Below are 16644 nucleotides of genomic sequence, written 5' to 3'. Positions count from 1 at the left end.
CGTTTTCTTGTGGTCGGCGTGCGATCTCAGTCGGGCCGCAGTGCGCTCAGGGCGGCATCGAAGGCCGCCGTGCCGCGCCGCAGGTCGGCCGTGATGCGACCGGCCCGCATGCACAGCAGCCGGTCCGCCAGCGCGGCCTCGCGCCGCAGATGGGTCGCGATCAACAGGCTTCGTCCCGCGGCCTGAACGCGCAGACGCTGCAGCACATCGTGTGCGGTCGCAGTGTCCAGCGCTTCGGTGGGCTCGTCGAGCAGCCAAAAGGGTACGTTCCGCAGCAGCAGGCGCGCCAACGCGAGGCGTCGCGACTGGCCGCCGGAAAGGCCCAGGCCGCCTTCGCCGAGCAGGGTATCGAGGCCCCGGGCCATGGCGCGGACTTCGTCGGCCAGCCCTGCGGCGCGCAGCACCGCCCATAGCCGCGCCTCGTCGGCCGCCGGGTCGGCGAGCCGCAGGTTGTCGCGCAGGCTGTCGTGGAAGAGTTCGGTGCGCTGCGTCAACAGGCAATGGTCTTGCGCGCGGAGTTCACCCTGCTGCGGCGCCAGTTCGCCCGCGATCGCCGCGAGCAGCGTCGACTTGCCTGCACCGCTCGCACCGATCAGCGCGACACGCTCGCCCGCGGCCAGTGCCAGCGCGCCGAGCTGCAGCGCAGGCACGCGGCTGCCGGGGTGCGCCACGACGACATCCTTCAGTTGCAGCGCCAGGCCCTCATCGGGCGCCGCGGGGCCATGCAGGGCCTTCGGCTCGACCGCCATGCGCGGGGCCAGCCGCCGCGCCGCGAGCCAGCTGCGCCCGGCATCGAGCGCGCCGCGGCGCAAGGCAGCGAAGGGTTCAATGGCCGTCAGTGCCACCAGCAGCGCCAGTGCCGCGGCCGGCGCGCCGATCGCGCCCTCGTCCGCCAGCAGGCCCACCGCCAGCAGCACCGCCGCCAGGGTCAGCGCGCCGGCCATGCCATAGGCCATGCCGGCGCCGGCTTCGAGCCGGTTCAGCACCAGGTCGGCCTTGGCCAGGTGGCGGTCGGCCGCGGCCAGCGCCTCGCGCTGCGCGTCGATGCGGCCCGCCATGACCAGTTCGGTCTGGCCGGCGACCAGGTCCACGGCGCGTGCGCGCAGGCTTTCCATCGCCTGGGCCCGCCGCACTGCGGCCGGCCGCGCACGCTGCGCCACCACCAGCGCGATGCCCCAGCCCGCGGCCAGCAACCAGAGCGCGAGCAACCCGCCCATCCAGGGATTCATGACGCCGAGCACCAGGCCCGCCAGCAGCGCCGCGCCGAGCGCCGCGGCGGCGGGCACCAGGAGGCGCAGGTAGAAGGATTCGAGCGCATCGATGTCCGCGGTCAATCGGAACAAGAGCCGTGCCGGCCGCGCCAGCAACTGGCGTGCGGCATCGGGCCGGGCCCAGCCGCGGAACAGGCGCACGCGCAGCGCGGCCAGAACGGCAAAGCTCGCGTCGTGCGTGATCAGCCGCTCGCCATAGCGCGATGCGGTGCGGCCCAGTGCCAGCAGGCGGATGCCGGCCGAGGGCATGAAGACGTCGAAGACGATCGCGGTCGCGGCATGCAGGCCTGCGAGCGCGGTGGCGGTGATGAACCAGCCCGAGAGGCCAAGCAGCGCCATGCCCATCAGGACGGTGAGCGCCGCGAGGGCCGCGCCGAGCACGAGCCTGCGCGGCTCCGCGGCGACAAAGAGTCCCGCGACTGGACGAAGATCGCGCCACAGCTTCATGCCGCTTCCTTCGCGGGCACGGCGTCGAGCCGGATCACGCGGTGCAAGCGCGCGGCCAGCACGGGATCGTGCGTCGCGGCGATCAGGGTCTTGCCGCGCGCGAGTTCGATCAGCGCATCGGCCACGCGCTCCGCGGTCTCGGTGTCGAGGTGTGCCGTGGGCTCGTCGACCAGCAGCAGGTCGGCCTCGGGATGCACGGCCAACCGCGCCAGCGCGAGCCGCGCCGCCTCGCCGCCCGACAACCCGCTGCCGCCCTCGCCCAGCGCCACGCTCGGGTGGGCCTGGGCCACGCGGTCCAACTGCGCGAACTTCATCGCGGCCTCGACCTGTTCCGAGTCCGCGCCGGCGCGCCCCAGCGTCACGTTCGCCTGCACCGAGCCCGCGAACACGTGGGGCTTCTGACCCATCCAGGCCATGCGCCGGCGCAGTGCGGCCACGGTCCGGTCCGAGAGCGGGACGCCGCCGATCGCGATCTCGCCCTGCCGCGCCGGCACCAGCCCTGCGATCAGGCAGAGCAAGGCCGTCTTGCCCGAGCCGCTGGACCCCATCAGCGCGACATGCTCGCCGGCGACGATGCGCAGGTCATAGTCCTCGAAGAAGGCGTCTTGGCCGGCATGGGAGAAATGCAGGCCATGCACATGCACCGAGGGCGCGCCGGCCGTGGCCTCGTCGCCGGCCGACAATTCGCTCTGCGCGCCGGGCAGCGCCACATCGGTGCGCGCGAGCCGGTCGAGCGCATCGAGCGCCGCCTCGCCGGCTGCGCGGTCGTGCCAGACCGCCGACAGCTCGCGCAGCGGCTCGAAGAAAGCCGGCGCCAGCAGCAGCACGAACATGCCCTCGCCCAGGCTCAGGCGCCGGCCCCAGGTGCCGAACTCGAAGGTGCCGAGCAGATGGAAACCGACATAGGCCGCGACCATCGCCACGCCCAGCGCCGAGAACAGCTCCAGCACGGCCGACGACAGGAAGGCGATGCGCAATACCGCCATGGTGCGCCGTCGCAGCGCCTCGGCCGCTTCGCCGAGCCTGAGCGCAGTGGCGGCTATCGCACCGAGCGCACGCAAGGTGGGAAGGCCACGCAGCCGGTCGAGCAGGAAGGCATTCATGCCTCCCGTTTCCACCAGCTGCGCCTCGCTCGCGGCCCGCGCGCGCCAGCCCACGATGGCCATGAAGAATGGGATCAGCGGCGCCGCGACCAGCAGCACCAATGCCGCCACCCACGAGAAGCCGGCCACCACCGGCAGGATCGCGAGCGGCACGACCATCGCGCGCCAGCGCGCCGGGCCGTAGCGCACCAGGTACGGCACCACCGCCTCCGCCTGCTCCGCGATCACGCTGGCCGCGAGCCCCGAGGCCGGACGCGCACGGTCCAGCGGCGAACGTGCCGCCAGTGCGGCAGCGACCCGTGCGCGCAGTTCCGACAGCGCCGCTCGCGCGCCGGTAAAGACGCGGCGCGCCCCCCAGGCCTCGCAGACAACGCGCAGCAGCCCGAGCAGCACGATCCCGCCTGCGGGCCACAGCACCGCCGCCAAGCCCGTGCCCGCCGCCAGGCCCTCGACGGCCCAGGCCAGCAAGGCCGCCTGCGGCAGCCACAGCAGCGCGGCAGCACCCTGAACGAAGGCGGCGAGCCTTGGCGGGTCCAGGGATCGCAAGCCGGCGAGCGAGGGTGCGCGAGGCTGCATTTTGTTGAATTCGTGTAATTTCAGTATTTACTGAACGTTCCACAATGATAGCGGATGTGACACGGCACGGGCAATCGCCCGAAGCGGCATGGTGCACCCGCTAAGCTACGACGCCATGAAGATTCTTTACATCACGCCGACCTACTTTCCCGAGATCGGAGGCATCGAGTCCGTCGTGCGGGAACTCGCGGTGCGCAACTCGGCCCAGGGCAGCCAGGTCGACATCGCGCACGTGTCCGCCAAGCACACGGGGTTTTCGGTCGGCGAGCTGGACGGCATCAAGGTGTTCCGGGTGCCGGTGCTGGGCAACCGCCTGGCCGGCTATGCGCGCGAGCTCGGCCGGCTTGCCGCCGGCTACGACCTGCTGCACGTGCACGATCCGCAACTGATGATGCTCACCGGCAACGTGCTGCTTCAATGCCGCGACATCCCCGCCGTCCTGAGTACGCACGGCGGCTTTCGCCACACGGCCAAACACGGCGCGATCAAGTGGCTGCACGAGCGCGTGCTGATGCGCCGCCTGCTGCGCCGCTACCGGAAGATCCTCGCGAGCAGCGAATCCGACAAGGCCTACTTCAGCCATTTCTCGAACAGGGTCGAGAAATGCGAGAACGGCATCGCGTACTCGAAGTTCCAGGGCGGGCGCCTCACCGGCGCGCCCGACCCCACCAAGTGGATCTACTGGGGTCGCTGGTCGCGCAACAAGCGCATCGACGCGGTCATCGACACCGTGGCCATGGCAAGGCACCAAGGGATCAAGATCGACCTGCTGATCGCCGGGCCCGATTTCGACAACCTGGGCGAATCGCTGCAGGCGCAGATCGGCGCCCTCCAGCTCGATGACTCGGTCAGGCTGCATCCTTACATCGAAGACGCCGCCCTGCTGCAGGAGCTGCAGCAGCGCACGGTCTTCGTCACGGGCAGCGAGTACGAGGGCTTCGGCATCGGCATCCTGGAGGCGATGGCCGCCGGCAAGATCGTGCTGTGCCGCGACATGGCGCCGATCAACGGCTTCGTCGAGCGCTCGGTCAACGGCTTCTTCCTCGATTTCGACATCGGCGCCAAGGATCTGGCCGTGGTGCGCGAGGTCGCGGGCCTCGACGGCGAGCGCTGCACCGCGATGTCGATGGCCGCGCAGCAGCGGGCCAAGCGCTACGACTGGGAGGTCGTCGCCGAGACCTTCTCGGCGCATTACGCAGAGGCGCTCGCGGCAGGCCGCTAAGAAGCCAGGAAGCTACGAAGAGGCCACCGCGCCGCAGACCAGCAGGCCCGCAAACAAGGCCAGCACGGCGCGCCAGGTGGCGGGCCGCGACTCCACCCACCGGTAGAGCAGCATCGCCGCGACGATCGACAGCGCGAAGGTGGCCAGGAGGCCGATCAGGTCGACCCAGGGCCCGTCGGGCGCGAGCCGGTCGAACGCCGCGCTCACCAGCAGCAGCACCGGAAAGTGGATCAGGAACAGTGAGTACGAGATGCGCCCCAGCCGCAGCAGCGGCTGCGCGAGCGGCGGCCATGCGGCCGGCTCGGGCCCGGCGCGGCGCTGGACCACAGCCAGCAGCAGCGCCGTGACCAGCGCCGTGGCGATGCGGCTGCGCCAGTCGAGCGCCAGGGCCGCGGCGCCGACCACGAGCAGCAGCGCGATGCCGAACTGCCAGGTGCGTAGCCGCGTCGCGCGGCCGATCCAGAACACGCCCATGCCCAGGCCATAGGCGCCGAAGAAATAGAGCGCCGTGTCGTCGAGCTCTTCGTTGCGGTTGAACACCGCGAGAGAGGCGACGGCCAGCACCAGCACCAGCGCCACGGCGAGCCAGCGCGACCGCTCCGGCCGCAGGGACCAGCGCCGCTGCAGCAGTTCGGAAAAGCTGATCGCCGCGAGCGCCAGCACGAAGAGCTGGAAGTCGATCGCCACGTACCAGACGCCGGTGGACAAGGCGTCGTAGCCGAGCAGATCCTGCAGCAGCAGCCCGTGCGCCAGCAGCTGCGCAATGCCCGGCGCCGCGGGCACCGCCTCGTCGTCGAGCCAGGGCCGCACCAGCGCGGCGACCAGCACGCTGAAGCTCAGTGCCGCCAGGTAGGGCATCGCAAGCCGGCCGTAGCGCTGGAACACGCGGACCAGCGGCCGGTCGACCCGCAGCACGCCGTCGGGCGCCAGGCTGCCCGCCGCCAGAAAACCGGCCAGCACCAGGAACACCTGCACCGCCAGCCGGCCATCCTGCGCCAGCCATTCGAACAGCCCCGGCGCGAGGGAGGACGCGCCTGCCGGCAAGGGCCCGTAGCGCGCGAGGTGGTGCCCGACGATCACGGCGCAGGCCAGGCCTTTCGCCGCATCGAGCAGCGGCAGGCGCGCCGCGGTGGCCGCGGTGTCAGAGCGCAAGGCGGCGACGCGCTTCGTCGTACTCGCGCTTGAGCTTGTCGATGAAAGCGGCGGCGCTCGCGACCTCGGTCACGGCGCCGATGCCCTGGCCCGAACCCCAGATGTCCTTCCAGGCCTTGGCCTTGCTGCCGTCGCCGCCGCCGAAATTCATGGTCTTGAGCTCGCCCTGCGGCAGGTTGGCCGGGTCCATGCCGGCGGCCACGATGCTGGGCGCGAGGTAGTTGCCGTGCACGCCGGTGAACAGGTTCGAATAGACGATGTCGTCGGAGGTGCCGTCGACGATGGCCTGCTTGTACTCGGCGCTGGCGCGCGCCTCCTCGGTGGCGATGAAGGCGGTGCCGATGTAGGCGAAGTCGGCGCCCATGGCCTGCGCCGCGAGCACCGCGCCGCCCGTCGCGATCGAGCCCGACAAGGCGATCGGGCCATCGAACCACTGGCGGATTTCCTGCACCAGGGCGAAGGGGCTCTTGATGCCCGCATGGCCGCCGGCGCCGGCCGCCACGGCGATGATGCCGTCGGCGCCCTTCTCGATCGCCTTCCTCGCGAAGGCGTTGTTGATGATGTCGTGCAGCGTCACGCCGCCGTAGCTGTGGACCGCATCGTTGACGTCGGTGCGCGCGCCGAGCGAGGTGATGACGATCGGCACCTTGTACTTCACCACCATCGCCATGTCATGCTCGAGGCGGTCGTTGCTCTTGTGCACGATCTGGTTGATGGCGAAGGGCGCGGCCGGCTTGTCCGGATTCGCCTTGTTGTACGCCGCGAGCTCTTCGGTGATCTCGGCCAGCCAGTCTTCGAGCTGCGACGCGGGCCGCGCGTTGAGCGCAGGCATCGCGCCGACGACGCCGGCCTTGCACTGCGCGATCACGAGCTTGGGGTTGCTGATGATGAACAGCGGCGAGCCGATGATCGGCAGCGGGAGATTGGCGAGTACGGAAGGCAGCTTGGACATGGGGTCTCCGGATGTTGACTGACTGGATTCAGAAAGCGTCGAGCGCCAGCGCCGTCACGCTCTCGGCGCCATCGACGATGCTGTCGCGCAGGCCGGGCGCCTTGTTGAGGATGTGCTCGGCATAGAAGCGCGCGGTGGCGATCTTGGCGTTCATGAAGGCGGTGTCGGTGCCGGCGTTGGCGAGCGCTTCGGCCACCAGCAGCGAGCGCGCGAGCTGCCAGCCGGCCACCAGGTTGCCCGCCAGCATCAGATAGGGCACGCTGCCCGCGAACACGGCATTGGGCGATGACTTGGTCTGGCCGGCGACGAAGTCGACCACCTCGACGAAGGCTTGGCGCGCGGCCGTGAGGCGCTTGTGCACCGCACGTGCTGCAACGCTGTCCTGCTTCGCGAGCTCGGCCTCGGTCTGCTCGATCTGCGCGGCAATGGCCTTCGCGGTCTGGCCGCCGTCGCGCGCGGTCTTGCGGCCCACCAGGTCGTTGGCCTGGATCGCGGTGGTGCCTTCGTAGATGGTGAGGATCCTGGCATCGCGCAGGTACTGCGCCGCGCCGGTCTCCTCGATGAAGCCCATGCCGCCGTGCACCTGCACGCCGAGCGAGGCGACCTCCAGGCTCATCTCGGTGCTATAGCCCTTGACCAGCGGCACCATGAATTCGTAGAAGGCCTGGTTCTGCTTGCGCGTGTCTGCGTCCGCGTGGTGATGCGTCGCGTCGTAGGCGGCCGCGGCCACCGCGGCCATGGCGCGGCAGCCCTCGGTGTAGGCGCGCATCGTCATCAGCATGCGCTTCACGTCGGGGTGATGGATGATCGGCGCGCTGGCGTTGATCGAGCCGTCGACCGGACGGCTCTGCACGCGGTCCCTGGCATAGGCCACCGCCTGCTGGTAGGCGCGCTCGGCGATCGCGATGCCCTGCATGCCGACGGCGTAGCGGGCTGCGTTCATCATGATGAACATGTATTCGAGGCCGCGGTTTTCCTGGCCCACGAGGTACCCCACGGCACCACCGTGGTCGCCGTACTGCAGCACGGCGGTCGGACTGGCCTTGATGCCCAGCTTGTGCTCGATGCTCACGCAATGCACGTCGTTGCGTTCGCCGAGCGAACCATCCTTGTTCACGAGGAACTTGGGGCAAACGAACAGGCTGATGCCCTTCACGCCTTCGGGCGCGCCGGCCACGCGCGCGAGCACGAGGTGCACGATGTTCTCGGCCATGTCGTGCTCGCCGTAGGTGATGAAGATCTTGGTGCCGAAGATCTTGTAGCTGCCGTCGGGTTGCGGCTCGGCGCGGCTGCGCACCATTGCGAGATCGCTGCCGGCCTGCGGCTCGGTCAGGTTCATGGTGCCGGTCCATTGCCCGCTCACCAGCTTCTCGAGGTAGGTGGCCTTGAGCTCGTCGGAGCCGGCCGTGAGCAGCGCCTCGATGGCGCCGTCGCTCAGGAGCGGACACAGCGCGAAACTCATGTTGGCCGAGTTGAGCATCTCGCCGCAGGCCGCGCCGATGGTCTTGGGCAAGCCCTGGCCGCCGAACTCGGCCGGATGCTGCAGGCCCTGCCAGCCGCCCGCCACGTACTGCGCAAAAGCTTCCTTGAAGCCCGGCGTGGTCGCGACCCGGCCGTCCTTGAACGAGGACGGATGCCGGTCGCCCGCGACGTTGAGCGGCGCGACCACGTCGCGGTTGAAGCGCGCGCATTCCTCGAGCACGGCCTGGGCGGTTTCGAGCCCGGCGTCTTCGAGGCCCGGCATCTGCGAGACCTGCGCGATGTTCGCGAGGTGCTCGATGTCGAACAGCATGTCCTTGATGGGGGCGGTGTAGCTCATGGTTGTCTCCAATGCAGCAGATACGAAAAGGGCATCGCGAACGATGCCCTCTCTTCAACTCGACGAAGGCCTCTTCTTACAGGGCCTTGACCAGTTCCGGCACGGCCGTGAACAGGTCGGCTTCGAGGCCATAGTCGGCCACCGAGAAGATCGGCGCTTCCGGGTCCTTGTTGATCGCCACGATCACCTTGGAATCCTTCATGCCCGCCAGGTGCTGGATCGCGCCCGAGATGCCGCAGGCTATGTAGAGCTGCGGCGCCACGATCTTGCCGGTCTGGCCCACCTGCCAGTCGTTGGGCGCGTAGCCCGCGTCCACTGCGGCGCGGCTGGCGCCCAGGCCGGCGTTGAGCTTGTCGGCCAGCGGCGCCATCACTTCGGTGAACTTCTCGGCGCTGCCGAGTGCCCGGCCGCCCGAGACGATGATCTTGGCGGCCGTGAGTTCGGGACGCTCGCTCTTGGTGATTTCGCGTCCGACGAAGCTCGACTTGCCGCTGTCGGCCACGCCCTCGGCGCTCTCGACCGTGGCGCTGCCGCCGGTGGCTGCCGCCGGATCGAAGCCGGTGGTGCGCACCGTGACCACCTTGATCGCATCGCTGCTTTGCACGATGGCGATCGCATTGCCCGCATAGATCGGGCGCTCGAAGGTGTCGGGGCTGTCGACCTTGGTGACGTCGCTGATCTGCGCCACATCGAGCTTGGCCGCCACACGCGGCGCCACGTTCTTGCCGTTGGCCGTGGCCGGGAACAGGATGTGGCTGTAGTTCTTGGCGATGGCCAGAACCTGGGCTGCGACGTTCTCGGCCAGGTTCTCGGCCAGCGACGGGCTGTCGGCCGCGATCACCTTGGCGACGCCCGCGATCTTGGCGGCAGCAGCCGCGGCTTCGGCGGCGTTGGCGCCGGCCACCAGCACGTGCACATCGCCGCTCTGGCAGGCGATGCCCGCGGTCACGGTGTTGAGGGTCGCCGGCTTGACGGTGGCGTGGTCGTGTTCGGCAATAACAAGTACGGTCATGGTCAGATCACCTTCGCTTCGTTCTTGAGCTTGTCCACCAGGGTGGCGACATCGGGCACCTTGATGCCGGCGCCGCGCTTCGGCGGCTCGCTGACCTTCAGGGTCTTCAGGCGCGGCTTGACGTCCACGCCCAGGTCTTCGGGCTTGAAGGTGTCGAGCTGCTTCTTCTTGGCCTTCATGATGTTGGGCAAGGTGACGTAGCGCGGCTCGTTCAGGCGCAGGTCGGTGGTGATGACCGCCGGCAGCGTGAGCTGGATGGTTTCCAGGCCGCCGTCGACTTCGCGCGTGACCTTGACCTTGTCGCCTTCGACCTCGACCTTCGAAGCGAAAGTAGCTTGCGGAAGATCAGCCAAGGCCGCCAGCATCTGGCCGGTCTGGTTGGCGTCGTCGTCGATGGCCTGCTTGCCGAGGATGACGAGTTGCGGCTGTTCCTTGTCGACCAGGGCCTTCAAGAGCTTGGCCACGGCCAGCGGCTGCAGTTCTTCGGAGGTCTCGACCAGGATGCCGCGGTCGGCGCCGATGGCCATGGCGGTGCGCAGGGTCTCCTGGCACTTGGCATCGCCGCAGGAGACGGCGATGACTTCGGTGACCACGCCCTTTTCCTTCAGGCGGACCGCCTCTTCGACGGCGATCTCGTCGAAGGGGTTCATGCTCATCTTGACGTTGGCGATGTCCACACCGGTGCCGTCGGACTTGACGCGCACCTTCACGTTGAAATCGACGACCCGCTTGACGGGGACCAGGACCTTCATTGGCTTGACTCCATTGAATTGCGAAACCGGGGGTGCAGGGGAACCGGAGATTTTAGGCGCCGGCCTCTGCGCGAGCTGTTCATTTCAATCACCTGGCGTGGGGCGCGAAGAAAAAGAACGATCGTGCTTTTTTTGCGATTATAGGCGAGCCGCCTCGGGCGCCGAAACGCCGGGCGGCAGCGACTCGACGCGCAGCACGCGCTGGGGGTACGGAATGTCGATGCCGGCGGCACGCAGGCCCTCGAGGATCGCGATGTTGATGGGCGAGCGGACGTTGTCCTTGCCCTTGTCGGGATCGGCGATCCAGAAGTTGAGGCTGAACTCCAGCCCGTCGGGCGCGAAGTTGACGAGGAATGCGACCGGCGCGGGATCGCTCAGCACGCGCGCCTGCGCGGCGGCCGCATCGCACAAGATGGCCTGCACCTGCGCCACGTCGCTGTCGTAGCCGACCACGATGCTGGTCGTGATGTTGAACTTGAGGTCAGACACGGAAAGGTTCTCGACCCGGCTCGTGATCAGCGATTCGTTCGGCACGATCGACTCGCGCCCGTTGCCCTGCCGCACCAGCGTGTAGCGTGTCTTGATGTCGGTGATGCGGCCCTCGAAGCCGTCGACCTTGACGTTGTCGCCGATGCGGATCGAGCGCTCCAGCAGGATCACGAAACCGCTCACGTAATTGGCGGCCAGCTTCTGCAGGCCGAAGCCGAGGCCCACGCCCAGCGCGCCGCCCAGCACCGAGAGCGCCGTCAGGTCGACCCCCACCGCCGACAAGGCGAACAGCAGGCCGATCAGGAGCAGGAAGGCGCGGATCGCGTTCGACGCCACCTTGCGCATCGACAGGTCGGTCACCGAGGTGCGCAAGATGCGCTTCTCGATCGTCGAGGCGATCCACAGCGCGATCACGAGCACGAGGCCGGCCGACAGGATGCCTTCCAGGATGGTGCGCAGGCTGACGCGGGTCTTGCCGAAGGCCAGTGTGATGTTCTCGAGCTCGGCCAGCACCGCGGGCAGCAGGCCGACGATCCAGAGCACCGCCGCAATCCATGCGATCCACGAGATCGTGCGCTCGACCAGGCGGATCAGCGCCGAGGTCGGGAACACCGCCCTGAGCACCCGCGCGAACAGGCGGATGGCCGCGAGCGAAAGGAACACCGGCACCGCCATGCGCAGCACCAGCACCGGCTGGAACTCGAGCACGAAGCGGCGCGCCAGATCGGTCAAGAGCAGTGCGAGCAGCGGGAACAGCAGGCCATCGAAGGTGCGCTCGCCGAACCAGATCGAATCCTTGGGCTGGTCGCGGCCGAACCAGCGGCAGACCGCCCAGGCCAGCGCCACGCAGCCGACCAGAGCCGCAAGTTCGATCCACAGGCTGCGCGCGTCGATCTGGCCGAGGCGCTGAGTGAAGGCGCTGAGATCCATCCTAGGGGCTGCCCTAGAGATCAGCCAGCACGCGCAGGTGCGTTTCGACGCTGCGCGCGAGCGCATCGAGGTTGTAGCCGCCTTCCAGCATCGACACGATGCGGCCCTGGGAATGGCGTCGCGCCACGTCGCGGACACGCTCGGTGATCCACGCGAAGTCGTTCTCGTTGAGCCGGAGCTGGCCCAGGTCGTCGTCGCGATGGGCGTCGAAACCCGCGCTCACGAAGATCATCTGCGGCTTGAATTCGTCGAGCCGCGGCATCCAGCAGGCTTCGATCAGTTCACGCACGTCCATGCCCTTGGTATAGGCCGGCACCGGCAGGTTGAGCATGTTCGGCGCCGGATGGTCGGTGCCGCTGTACGGATAGAAGGGATGCTGGAAGAAGCCCACCATCAGCACGCGCGGGTCGTTGCTCAGGATGTCTTCGGTGCCGTTGCCGTGGTGGACGTCGAAATCGACGATCGCGACGCGTTCCAGGCCATGTTCTTCGATCGCATGGCGCGCCGCGATCGCCACGTTGTTGAGGAAGCAGAAGCCCATCGCCTTGTCGTGGCAGGCATGGTGGCCGGGTGGCCTCACTGCGCAGAAGGCGTTGTCCAGCTCGCCGGCGATCACCGCGTCGGTCGCGGCGATGGCGGCGCCGGCGGCGCGGCGGGCAGCGAGCACGGTGAAGCGCGTGAGCGCGGTGTCGGGATCGAGCTGCGCGTAGCGCGGGCCGCCGGCCGGCGCATCGGCGATCAGCCGCTGGCTCAGCGCCTCGAGGAGTTCCAGGTGTTCGACGCTGTGCGCCCGCGTGATCTGCGCCAGCGTGGCCAGCGGCACCTCTGCGCGTTCGAGCGCGTCGGCGACGCCGGTTGCAAGCAGCCGGTCCTCGATCGCATCGAGCCGCTCGGGGCATTCGGGATGCCCCGCGCCCATCTCGTGTTTCCAGCAGTCGCGGTGGGTGAAATAGCCGGTTTTGCCCATGGATCGATCACGTCGTAGCCTCATGCAGCGTAGGGCCGCAGGGCTTTACGGTATTGTTTGCATATGGATACAAAAATGGACGTTGCCGCGAAGCTCGCCAGTTTGCTCGGCCAGCTTAACACGGTGATCGTGGGCAAAGAGGCACAGGTGCGCGACTGCGTGGGCTGCCTCCTGGCCGGCGGTCACCTGCTGATCGAGGATGTGCCGGGCGTCGGCAAGACCACCCTCGCCCACGCGCTTTCGCACACTTTCGGCCTGCAGTTCTCGCGGGTTCAGTTCACCGCCGACCTGATGCCGGGCGACCTCTCGGGCGTGGCGATCTACGACCGCGGACAGCAGGCCTTCGTGTTCCACCCCGGGCCCATCTTTGCCCAGGTGCTCCTGGCCGACGAGATCAACCGCGCCAGTCCCAAGACCCAGAGCGCGCTCTTGGAAGCGATGGAGGAGAAGCAGGTCACGGTGGAAGGCGAAACCCGCCCTCTTCCCACCCCCTTCTTCGTGATCGCGACGCAGAACCCGCACGATCAGTTGGGCACCTTCGCGCTGCCCGAGTCGCAGCTCGACCGTTTTCTGATGCGCATCTCGCTGGGCTACCCCGACCGCGCGGCCGAGCGCGAACTCTTGGCCGGCGCCGACCGGCGCGAAATGCTCGCGGGTCTGCCGGCCTTGTTGACAGCGGGTGAACTCACGGCGCTGCAGCAGCGCGTGTTGCAGGTGCATGCGGCCGAGCCGCTCCTGAACTACGTGCAGGACCTGATCGCCGCGACGCGCTCGGGCCGCTGGTTCCTGCAGGGCCTCTCGCCGCGCGCCGGCATCGCGGTGCTGCGCGCGGCCAAGGCGCAGGCGCTCTTGGCCAACCGCGACTACGTGGCGCCCGACGACGTGCAGGCCGTGCTGCCGCAAACCATCGCGCACCGGCTCACGCCGCTCGGCGATGCGGGCCGCGGCGCGGTCGAGCAGGTGCGCGCCATGACCGCCGCAGTCCCCTTGCCGTGAAACTGCTGGCGCCGCTTCGCTCGCGCATCGACGGCTGGTTTCTCTCGCGCCGGCCGCCTTCGGACACGCTCGAGCTCACGCAGCGCAACGTCTATATCGTGCCGACGCCCGCGGGCTGGATGCTGGGCGCCACGCTGCTGCTGCTGCTGATCGCGTCGATCAACTACCAGCTCAACCTCGGCTATCTGCTGACCTTCCTGCTGGCCGGCAGCGTGGCGGTCGGCATGTATGTGTGCCATGCCACCCTGCGCGGGCTCGCGCTGCGCCTGATGACGCCCGATCCGCGCTATGCGGGTGCGGCCGCCGTGTTCCGCGTGGTGCTGCACAACGCCCGGCGCGGCACGCGCTACGGCATCGGACTGGCCGTGCGTCACAGCGGGCAATGGTCGTGGAGCGACGTGCCGGCCGAGGGCAGCGCAACGGTCGAGGTCGCCTTCAAGCCCGAACGCCGCGGTCTGCATCCGGTGCCGACGCTCACGGCCGAAACCCGTTTTCCGCTGGGCACCTTTCGCGTCTGGACGGTGTGGCGGCCGGCCTCGCAGGTGCTGGTCTACCCGGCCCCCGAGCCGAACCCGCCGCCGCTGCCGCCCGGCGAACCCCTGGCCGGGCAGGCGGCGGCGTCGATGCTGCGCGCGAACGTGGCCGGCGAGTACGACGGGGTGCGCGCATATCGGCGCGGGGACCCGCTGAAGCTCGTGGTGTGGAAGCGCGCGGCGCGAGCGCAGGCCACGGGCTCGGAAGAACTCGTGAGCCGCGACACGCAGCAGGCGCAGCGGCAGGAGCTGTGGCTGGACGCGCAATCTGCCGGCCTGCCCGGTTGGGAAGCGCGGCTGTCGCGGCTTTGCGCGTGGGTGCTGATGGCGGACCGGTTGGGCGTGGATTACGGGTTGCGGGTGGGCGGCAAGGTGGTTGCTCCTTCTCAGGGGGAGGCGCACAAGCGGCGGTGTCTGGAGGTGCTGGCCTTATGTTGACCAAGCTCCAATCGCTGCCCCGGGAAGCCAGAGACACCCTCTTCCTGCTCGGCGTGATCGCGCTCATCCTGCTGCCCCAGGTCCCGAATCTGCCCTGGTGGTGCAGCACCCTTACCGCCATCGTCCTGTTCTGGCGCGGCGTCCTGGCCGTGCAGGCCAAGCCGCTGCCCAGCAGATGGTGGCGCGCCGGCCTGCTCGCGGTCACGCTGGTCGCCACCTACGCCACGCATCGCACGCTGCTTGGCCGCGACGCCGGCGTCACGCTGATCGTGATCCTCCTTGCGCTCAAGACGCTGGAGCTGCGCGCCCGGCGCGACGCCTTCGTGATCTTCTTTCTGGGCTTCTTCACGATGCTCACGAACTTCTTCTACTCGCAGTCGCTGCCCACCGCCTTCGCGATGCTGCTGGCACTGCTGGGCCTCCTGACCGCGCTGGTCAACGCCCACATGCCGGTCGGCAAGCCGCCGCTCATGCAGGCGGCGCGCACCGCGGGCTGGATGGCGCTGCTCGGCGCACCGATCATGCTGGTGCTGTTCCTGCTATTCCCGCGCATGGCGCCGCTCTGGGGCACGCCCAACGACGCGATGACCGGCCGCACCGGCCTCTCGAACACGATGCGCGTGGGCAGCATCGCGCAGCTCGCGCTCGACGACGGCATCGCGGCGCGCATCAGGTTCGACGGCAACCGCATCCCGGCGCAGCGCGACCTGTACTTCCGCGGCCCGGTGCTGTCGCAGTTCGACGGCCGCGAATGGACATCGCCGCCGCTCTTCTCGCGCGGCTTCCTGCCGCAGAACCTGCGCGTGCGCGGGGACGCCATCGGCTACGAAGTCACGCTGGAGCCCAGCAACCGCCCCTGGCTGCTGACGCTCGATGCCGCGCCGGCCAAGCCGGAGTTGCCGGGCTACGAACTGTTCGGCACGCCCGAGCTGCAATGGGTCGCGAACCGGCCGATCGGCGACCTGGTGCGCTACCGCGCCCAGAGCTTCACGCAGTTCCAGAGCGGCCCGCAGCGCCGCACAGCCGCGTTGCAACCCTACGTGGCGCTGCCTCCGGGCTCGAACCCGCGCACGGCCGAACTGGCCGCGCAGATGAAGCGCGACCCGGCCCTCGCCGGCGCGGCCACGCCAGCCTTCGTGCAGGCCGCTCTGCAACGGCTGCGCACGGGGGGCTACAGCTACACGCTCGAACCCGGTGTCTACGGCAACGACACCGCCGACGAGTTCTGGTTCGACAGGAAAGCCGGCTTCTGCGAACACATCGCCTCGGCCTTCGTGGTGCTGATGCGCGCGCTCGACATCCCCGCGCGCATCGTCACCGGCTACCAGGGCGGCGAGATCAACGGCGTCGACAACTTCTGGACGCTGCGCCACAGCGATGCGCACGCCTGGGCCGAGGTGTGGCAGGAAGGCGCGGGCTGGATACGCGTCGATCCGACCGGCGCCATCTCGCCGGACCGCGTCGGCCAGTTCCAGCGCCTCGCGCCGCAGCCGGGCCTCTTCGCCGGCGCGATCAACGGGATGAGCCCCACGCTGGCGCAGAACCTGCGCGCCGCCTGGGAAGCGGTCAACAACGGCTGGAACCAGTGGGTGCTCAACTACACGCAGAGCCGGCAGCTCGACCTGCTCAAGAACCTGGGCTTCGAAGCGCCGAGCCTGCAGGACCTGGCGACCGTGCTGCTCGTGCTGCTGGTCGTGGCCAGCCTGGCGGGCGCCGGCTGGACGCTGTGGGAACGCAGCCAGCACGACCCGTGGCTGCGCCTGCTCGGCCAGGCCCGTGCACGCATGAAGAAGGCAGGCATCGAGGTGCCCGACGCGATGCCGCCGCGCCAGATGGCGGCCCGGCTGGCCGAACGCTTCGGTGCCGGCGCGCAGGCGGCTGCGGACTGGCTGCTCAAGCTCGAGGCGCAGCGCTACGCCAGAACGCCCGGGCCGGCGCTGGCCGCGCTCAAGGCCGAGTTCCGCCGCCTGGCCTGGCCGCGCTGA

The 16644-nt window shown here is 69.1% G+C and carries 13 protein-coding genes; 4 read left to right on the top strand and 9 right to left on the bottom strand.

What is annotated here, in order from left to right:
* Positions 1-26: 26 nt before the first annotated feature.
* A complete protein-coding gene (locus ACSQ9I_RS11390; RefSeq protein WP_436313234.1) occupies positions 27-1718 on the bottom strand; it encodes an ATP-binding cassette domain-containing protein in 1692 nt (563 codons plus the stop codon).
* Positions 1715-3397, bottom strand: a complete 1683-nt coding sequence (gene cydD / locus ACSQ9I_RS11385; RefSeq protein ID WP_436313233.1) for a thiol reductant ABC exporter subunit CydD — start codon at positions 3395-3397, stop codon at positions 1715-1717. Before cydD ends, ACSQ9I_RS11390 begins: the two co-directional genes overlap by 4 nt.
* Positions 3398-3512: 115 nt before the next feature.
* On the opposite strand from cydD, the gene ACSQ9I_RS11380 reads away from it, so the two are divergent.
* Positions 3513-4619: a glycosyltransferase family 4 protein gene (locus ACSQ9I_RS11380; RefSeq protein ID WP_436313232.1), complete on the top strand. Its 1107-nt coding sequence runs from the start codon at positions 3513-3515 to the stop codon at positions 4617-4619.
* A 12-nt stretch (positions 4620-4631) separates the two neighbouring features.
* Here the strand turns inward: ACSQ9I_RS11380 and ACSQ9I_RS11375 are convergent, their stop codons facing one another.
* The 7 genes from ACSQ9I_RS11375 to ACSQ9I_RS11345 all read right to left on the bottom strand — a co-directional run bounded on the left by ACSQ9I_RS11375 (position 4632) and on the right by ACSQ9I_RS11345 (position 12692).
* Positions 4632-5738, bottom strand: coding sequence for an acyltransferase family protein (locus tag ACSQ9I_RS11375; RefSeq protein WP_436315741.1), 1107 nt, complete (start codon positions 5736-5738; stop codon positions 4632-4634).
* A 22-nt stretch (positions 5739-5760) separates the two neighbouring features.
* Entirely contained in the window at positions 5761-6723 is a 963-nt protein-coding gene (locus ACSQ9I_RS11370) for an NAD(P)H-dependent flavin oxidoreductase (protein WP_093109431.1), read from the bottom strand.
* Positions 6724-6751: 28 nt separating this feature from the next.
* The gene (locus ACSQ9I_RS11365) at positions 6752-8542 is read right to left on the bottom strand and encodes an acyl-CoA dehydrogenase (protein WP_436313231.1); all 1791 of its coding nucleotides are present in this window, start codon (positions 8540-8542) and stop codon (positions 6752-6754) included.
* A 76-nt stretch (positions 8543-8618) separates the two neighbouring features.
* On the bottom strand, positions 8619-9554 hold the full coding sequence (locus ACSQ9I_RS11360) for an electron transfer flavoprotein subunit alpha/FixB family protein (RefSeq protein WP_436313230.1): 936 nt from the start codon (positions 9552-9554) through the stop codon (positions 8619-8621).
* Positions 9555-9556: 2 nt separating this feature from the next.
* Positions 9557-10306: an electron transfer flavoprotein subunit beta/FixA family protein gene (locus tag ACSQ9I_RS11355; RefSeq protein ID WP_093112348.1), complete on the bottom strand. Its 750-nt coding sequence runs from the start codon at positions 10304-10306 to the stop codon at positions 9557-9559.
* A 138-nt stretch (positions 10307-10444) separates the two neighbouring features.
* Positions 10445-11725, bottom strand: a complete 1281-nt coding sequence (locus ACSQ9I_RS11350; RefSeq protein WP_093102646.1) for a mechanosensitive ion channel family protein — start codon at positions 11723-11725, stop codon at positions 10445-10447.
* 13 nt (positions 11726-11738) lie between these two features.
* On the bottom strand, positions 11739-12692 hold the full coding sequence (locus tag ACSQ9I_RS11345; RefSeq protein ID WP_436313229.1) for a histone deacetylase family protein: 954 nt from the start codon (positions 12690-12692) through the stop codon (positions 11739-11741).
* 75 nt (positions 12693-12767) lie between these two features.
* Between ACSQ9I_RS11345 and ACSQ9I_RS11340 the strand changes: the two genes are divergently transcribed.
* The 3 genes from ACSQ9I_RS11340 to ACSQ9I_RS11330 are packed head-to-tail and all read left to right on the top strand — an operon-like array spanning position 12768 to position 16644.
* A complete protein-coding gene (locus tag ACSQ9I_RS11340) occupies positions 12768-13688 on the top strand; it encodes an AAA family ATPase (protein ID WP_436313228.1) in 921 nt (306 codons plus the stop codon).
* A 2-nt stretch (positions 13689-13690) separates the two neighbouring features.
* Positions 13691-14659 carry a DUF58 domain-containing protein gene (locus ACSQ9I_RS11335; RefSeq protein WP_436315740.1) on the top strand — a complete coding sequence of 323 codons (969 nt, stop codon included), beginning with the start codon at positions 13691-13693 and terminating at the stop codon, positions 14657-14659.
* Positions 14653-16644 (top strand): transglutaminaseTgpA domain-containing protein, encoded by a 1992-nt coding sequence (locus ACSQ9I_RS11330; protein ID WP_436313227.1) that lies wholly within the window; start codon positions 14653-14655, stop codon positions 16642-16644. The genes ACSQ9I_RS11335 and ACSQ9I_RS11330 overlap by 7 nt, the downstream gene beginning before the upstream one ends.

Source organism: Variovorax sp. LjRoot84 (assembly GCF_964254305.1).
In the GTDB taxonomy this organism is placed as follows: Bacteria; Pseudomonadota; Gammaproteobacteria; order Burkholderiales; family Burkholderiaceae_C; genus Variovorax.
Note: the sequence above shows the minus strand (reverse complement) of the source record. Positions and strands in the feature narration are given on the sequence as shown.